5 protein-coding genes are annotated in these 6,090 nt (G+C 64.6%); 4 read left to right on the forward strand and 1 reads right to left on the reverse strand.

What is annotated here, in order from left to right; all coding sequences use genetic code 11:
- A partial coding sequence (locus tag EN935_RS18765; RefSeq protein ID WP_127373508.1) for an aminotransferase class I/II-fold pyridoxal phosphate-dependent enzyme occupies positions 1 to 659 on the forward strand: 659 nt, incomplete at its 5' end.
- A 147-nt stretch (positions 660 to 806) separates the two neighbouring features.
- Here EN935_RS18765 and hemA read toward each other — a convergent pair.
- Positions 807 to 2,084, reverse strand: a complete 1,278-nt coding sequence (gene hemA / locus EN935_RS18770) for a 5-aminolevulinate synthase (RefSeq protein ID WP_109666803.1) — start codon at positions 2,082 to 2,084, stop codon at positions 807 to 809.
- A 267-nt stretch (positions 2,085 to 2,351) separates the two neighbouring features.
- Between hemA and galE the strand changes: the two genes are divergently transcribed.
- From galE to EN935_RS18785, 3 genes are all read left to right on the forward strand, one after another.
- Positions 2,352 to 3,347, forward strand: coding sequence for a UDP-glucose 4-epimerase GalE (galE, locus tag EN935_RS18775; RefSeq protein ID WP_109666590.1), 996 nt, complete (start codon positions 2,352 to 2,354; stop codon positions 3,345 to 3,347).
- A gap of 106 nt (positions 3,348 to 3,453) precedes the next feature.
- A complete protein-coding gene (locus EN935_RS18780) occupies positions 3,454 to 4,704 on the forward strand; it encodes a D-amino acid dehydrogenase (RefSeq protein WP_127262703.1) in 1,251 nt (416 codons plus the stop codon).
- A gap of 2 nt (positions 4,705 to 4,706) precedes the next feature.
- The coding region (locus tag EN935_RS18785) for an alanine/ornithine racemase family PLP-dependent enzyme (RefSeq protein WP_127373509.1) at positions 4,707 to 6,090 on the forward strand (1,384 nt) is incomplete at its 3' end.

Raw genomic sequence — 6,090 nt, forward strand, 5'->3', positions numbered from 1 at the left:
TCAACACGCCGTCGAACCCGACCGGCTGGACCGCCGATCACGAGACCTTGCAGGCGATCCTCGATCTTGCGCGCACGAAGAACCTCTGGATCATCGCCGACGAAATCTATTCGCTGTTCCACTACAGCCACGGCCGTGCGCCGTCCTTCCTCGACATCGCCACGGCGGAAGACCGCATCCTGTTCGTCAACAGTTTTTCCAAGAACTGGGCGATGACCGGCTGGCGCGTCGGCTGGATCAAGACACATCCCGCCTTGCAGCAGGTGTTCGAGAACCTGATCCAGTATTCCAACTCCGGCGTCGCCCAGTTCATGCAGCGCGGTGCGGTTGCAGCCCTTGATGAGGGTGATGCCTTCGTTGCCGAACAGGTGGAGCGGGCGCGCAAGGCACGCGATCTGGTCTGCGGCATTCTCGGCGACACAGGCCGCGCCCGGTTCACCGTACCGCAAGGCGCGTTCTATCTGTTCTTCACGGTCGACGGCATCACCGATTCACGCACTGCCGCTTTCGACATCGTCGACAAGGCCAATGTCGGCCTGGCGCCCGGCACCGCCTTCGGTCCCGGCGGCGAAGCCTTCCTCAGACTGTGCTTCCACCGCCGCCTCGATCAGATCGAGGAAGCCGCGCACCGGCTGGCAAAGTGGATGAAGACTATTTGATGCCCTGAGGCCGGATTGAAAATCGCTCCGGCGAGTCAGCTGGCGTGGGTTTCGAGAACCGGAGCGCAGCGGACATTCAGGTCCGTGAGCACCGGAAGCGCAGAAACCTGCGTCAGATGGCCGTCGGAGTAGAGTTTCAAACGGGCTTCAGCCGCCTGACTTGGGCACCAGCAGGGGAATGATCCGGTCGCTCTTGGCCACCGATGGCCGACCGGCGGAGCCATAGGGAATGCCGAGTGCATCCCAGGTCTCGACCAGCGCGTCCTGCAACTCGGCGATCAGCGCATCGGAGTGGAACGGCGTCGGCGTGATGCGCAGCCGCTCCGTACCGCGCGGCACGGTCGGGTAGTTGATCGGCTGGATGTAGATGCCGTGCACGCCGAGCAGGCGGTCGCTGGCCATCTTGCAGGCCTCCGGATCGCCGACCAGCAGCGGCACGATGTGCGTTGGCGAGTCCATCACAGGCAGGCCGGCGGCCGAAAGGATCTGCTTGGTTCGTGTCGCCTGCTGATGCTGTGCATCGCGCTCGGCCTGCGAGCGTTTGAGGTGGCGGATCGAGGCGGTGGTGGCGGCGGCGATCGCCGGCGGCAGCGCCGTGGTGAAGATGAAGCCCGGCGCATAGGAGCGCACCGCGTCGATCACCGCGCTTGTGCCGGTGATGTACCCGCCCAGCGTGCCGAACGCCTTGGCCAGGGTGCCCTGGATTATATCGATCCGGTCGGCCAGTCCCTCGCGCTCGGTGATGCCGCCGCCGCGCGGTCCGTACATGCCGACGGCATGGACCTCGTCGATATAGGTCATGGCGTTGTAGCGCTCGGCGAGCTCGACGATCTGCTTTATCGGTGCGATGTCGCCATCCATCGAATAGACGCTCTCGAAGACGATCAGCTTGGCGCGTTCGCGGCCCGCCGCCTGCAGCAGGCTTTCCAGATGCGCGACATCATTGTGGCGGAAGATCTTCTTTTCCGCACCGGAGCGCCGCACGCCTTCGATCATCGAGGCGTGGTTCAACTCGTCCGAGATGATCAGGCAGTTGGGCAAAAGCCGCGCGATGGTCGAAATCGAGGCTTCATTGGAGACAAAGCCGGAGGTGAAAACGAGTGCGGCTTCCTTGTCGTGCAGGTCGGCAAGCTCCACTTCGAGCTCGACCAGCGGGTTGCTGGTGCCCGAAATGTTGCGGGTGCCACCGGCGCCCGACCCCATTTTGCCGGCCGCGTTCTGGAACGCGGCGATGACGTCGGGATGCTGGCCCATGCCGAGATAGTCGTTGGAGCACCAGACGGTGATTTCCTCGGCGCGGCCATTGGAACGCCAGATGGCGCGCGGAAACTTGCCCGCGATGCGCTCAAGGTCGGCGAAAACGCGATAGCGACGCTCTGCATGGAGCTGGTCGATCGCTTCCTCGAAGAACCGCTGATAGTTCATGTCGACTTTCCCAATTTTGCGCGGGATCATAATCATTGCCCTATTGGTCGTCCACCGGGCCTTTTTGGTCAAAATGCCACGCCCCGGACCTGTTCCTAACGACCACGGATCGTGGCCTATTCCCTTGATGTGGATCAATTTTGTTTCAGGACGATGCCACATGCCGACAATGCCGGTTACCACGAGTTCTAATGGCCAGGCGGCAGGCTTTCCAGTAAGGCGGGGGTTGAGACAGTTTCCGATAAATCTTGAGATGCGAGGTCACGGATGACGGTTTTGGTAACAGGCGGCGCCGGTTATATCGGCAGCCACATGGTCTGGGAACTGCTGGATGCCGGCGAGAGCGTGGTCGTTCTCGACCGTCTTTCCACCGGTTTCGAATGGGCGGTGGCGCCGGAGGCAAAGCTGGTGGTTGGCGATGTCGCCGACAGGGAATTGGTCGGTTCGATCATCAGGGACAATCATGTCGATGCGATCATCCACTTCGCCGGCTCGATCGTGGTCCCGGAATCGGTTGCCGACCCGCTCAGTTATTATGAGAACAACACCAGCAAGACGCGCACGCTGATCGAGACCGCGGTCCGAGAGGGCGTGCCCAATTTCATCTTTTCCTCGACCGCTGCCGTCTATGGCGGCGCCGGACTGGAGCCGGTGCGCGAGGATGCTCGCCTGGCGCCGGAATCGCCCTATGGCCTGTCCAAGCTGATGAGCGAATGGATGCTGCGCGATGCGGCGATCGCGCACCCCTTGCGCTACACGGCGCTGCGCTATTTCAACGTCGCCGGCGCCGATCCCAGGGGCCGTACCGGCCAGTCGACGCCGGGCGCCACCCATCTGATCAAGGTTGCCTGCGAAACCGCACTCGGCAAGCGGCCGTTCATGCAGGTGTTCGGCACCGACTATCCGACGCCGGACGGCACCTGCATGCGCGACTATATCCATGTCAGCGATCTGGCGGCGGCGCATCGCCTGGCCCTGCAGCGGCTGCGCGCCGGGGGCGCGAGCCTGGTCGCCAATTGCGGCTACAGCCATGGCTATTCGGTGCTCGAGGTCATCGACAGCGTGCGGCGTGCCTTCGGCCATGATTTCGAGGTGAAGATGGGCGATCGCCGCCCCGGCGACGCCGCCGCGGTGGTTGCCAATTCGGATCTCGCCCGCGCCGAACTCGGCTGGACCCCGCAGCGCGACGATCTCGACCAGATCGTTGCCGACGCGCTCGCCTGGGAGCGCATCCTGACCGGCAAGAACTCCGCGCGCGGCTGAGCCGGGTTCTCCCAGGGGCTCGCAAGGCACGTGGCGAAGCGCTATTGAAGGCATTCGCGGCACGGCGTGGAGGCGCTGCGCCGCGAAGAGCTTTTGGGGGGATGGCATGAAGATAACGGTGCTCGGGGCCGGTGTCGTCGGTACGGCAGCCGCCTATTATCTGGCCAGCGACGGCCACGAGGTCACCGTGATCGAGCGCCATGCGGCGCCGGCGCGCGGCACCAGCCAGTCGAACGCCGGCCTGGTCTCGCCGGGCGATGCCACCGCCTGGGCTTCGCCGGCGGCGCTGAAGACCTTCCTGCGCGCGCTCTACAACCATGATCTCGGCATCAAGGTGCGGCTGCGCTTCGATCCCTACTTCCTCGCCTGGAGCCTGCGCTTCCTGCGCCAATGCACGAAAGAGCGCCTGCGTGCCAACAGCCGGGTCAAGCTGCGCCTGGCGCTCTATTCGCGCGACTGTATCAACGCCATCTCCGCCGATACCGGCATTCACTATGACGAGCGCAAGAAGGGCATCCTCTATTTCTTCCGCTCGCAGCACAGTCTCGACACCGGCACCGACAACTATCGCTATCTGGCCGAGCATGGCCTGCCGATCGAGATCGTCGGCCGCGACCGGCTGATCGAGCTCGAGCCGGGTCTTGCCGGAGTGAAGGAAAAGATCGCCGGCGGCGTCTATTCGCCGATCGACCAGACCGGCGATTCCCGGCAGTTCGTGGAAAAGCTCGCCGCCCACGCGGCCGGGAAACTCGGCGTGACGTTTCTCTACGGCACGACGGTCGAGGGCCTCGACATCGAGGGTGACCGGGTGCGCGCGGTGATGACCTCGGCCGGACCGGTTCTCGGCGATGCCGTGGTCATGTCGATGGGGCCGGAAAGCGGCCTGCTCGGGCGCCGCTACGGCATCGACCTGCCTATCTACCCGGTGAAGGGTTATACCGCGACGATTCCGCTTGAGGACGAAAGCAAGGGCCCGACCATGGGCGGCGCCGACGAGGATCAGTTGATTGCCTATTCCAGGCTTGGCAACCGGCTGCGGCTCGCTTCGACCGCCGAATTCACCGGTTTCGACCGTACCTTCCGGCCGAGCGATTTCGCCGCCATGTTCAGGACCGGCAAGGACCTGTTCCCCGGCGCCTTCGACGAGAACAAGGCCGAGCTGTGGGCGGGCCTGCGGCCGATGATGCCGAACTCGGTGCCGGTCATTGGCAAGGCGCGTTTCAGCAACCTTTATCTCAACACCGGCCACGGCCATGTCGGCTGGACCATGGCCTGCGGCTCCGGCAAATTCCTCGCCGACCTCGTCGCCTGCCGCAAGCCGGAGATCGACCCGCAAGGGCTGGTCTACGGGGGCTAGAGATGTCGGGACCGCAAGTCGCCATCGACCTTGGCCGCATCGAGCGCAATGCGCGCACGATCGTCGAGCGCTGCGCGCTGTCTGGCATCAAGGTGTTCGGCGTCACCAAGGGCACATGCGGCATGCCGCAAGTGGCGCGCGCCATGCTGCGCGGCGGCGTTGCCGGTATCGCCGAATCGCGCTTCGAGAACATCCGCCGGCTGCGCGACAGTGGCATCAACGCGCCGATCATGCTGCTGCGCAGTCCGCCGATGGCGCGTGTCGAGGAGGTGGTGCGCACCGTCGACATCAGCCTGCAGTCGGAACTCGCCACCATCCGCGAGATTTCGCGCATCGCCGAGCGCATGGGCCGCGTCCACGACATCATGCTGATGATCGATCTCGGCGATCTCCGCGAAGGCATTTGGCCGAATGACCTCATCCCGACGGTCGAACAGATACTACAGTTCAAGGGCGTGCGCATTGCCGGCATCGGCACCAATCTCGGCTGCTTCGGCGCCATCATGCCGACGCCGGAAAACCTTGGGCAACTCGTCGCCCATGCCTACAAGACCGAGCGCCTGTCCGGCAAAAGCCTCGACTGGATTTCCGGGGGCGCCTCGTCGTCGCTGCCGCTGTTGCTCGAAGGCAAGCTGCCGGCCGGCATCAACAATCTGCGGGTCGGCGAGGCGATCCTGCAGGGCGGCGTCGAGACCTTCCGCGACACGCCATGGGCCGAGCTCGAACCCGATGCCTGCCGGCTGACCAGCGACATCATCGAGGTCAAGCTCAAGCCGTCACGGCCGATCGGCCAATCGGGCTACGACGCCTTCGGCAACCAGCCGGTCTTTCCCGACGAGGGCGACAGGCTGCGCGCCATCGCCAATAACGGCCGCGAGGACGTGCTGGTCGAGGGGCTGACACCGATTGCCAAGGGGATACGGGTGCTCGGCGCCTCAAGCGACCATCTGCTGCTCGATGTCGCCGATGCGGATCCGCCGCCGGCTGTCGGCGACCGCGTTGCCTTCCGCATGAGCTATGGCGCCATGCTGCTGGCGATGACTTCGGAATATGTCGAGAAGGCCCCGATGCATGACGTCGAGGACTTTTCCGGCCGCAAGATGGTGCAGATCACGGCCGAGCAGGGGGCTGCCGGCATACTGGCTCGGGAAGGCACCGGCGCGCGGCTGGAAGCGATGAATTTCGACGTCGTCGAACTGGCCGATGTCGAGCGGCCGCCATCGGGGCTGATCCGGCTGACTGCCGGCGCCGACCGTCGCATCGCCCACAAGGCGCTGACCGCAGCGGCGCGCGCGACGCATTCCTTCGGCCTGATCTGGATCGATTCCATCGCCGCCCTGATGCCCGAGGACGAGGACGGCATCGACTTGCCGCAAGGCTCGGTCT

The sequence above is a fragment of the Mesorhizobium sp. M7D.F.Ca.US.004.03.1.1 genome, from assembly GCF_003998635.1.
Lineage (GTDB): Bacteria > Pseudomonadota > Alphaproteobacteria > Rhizobiales > Rhizobiaceae > Mesorhizobium > Mesorhizobium loti.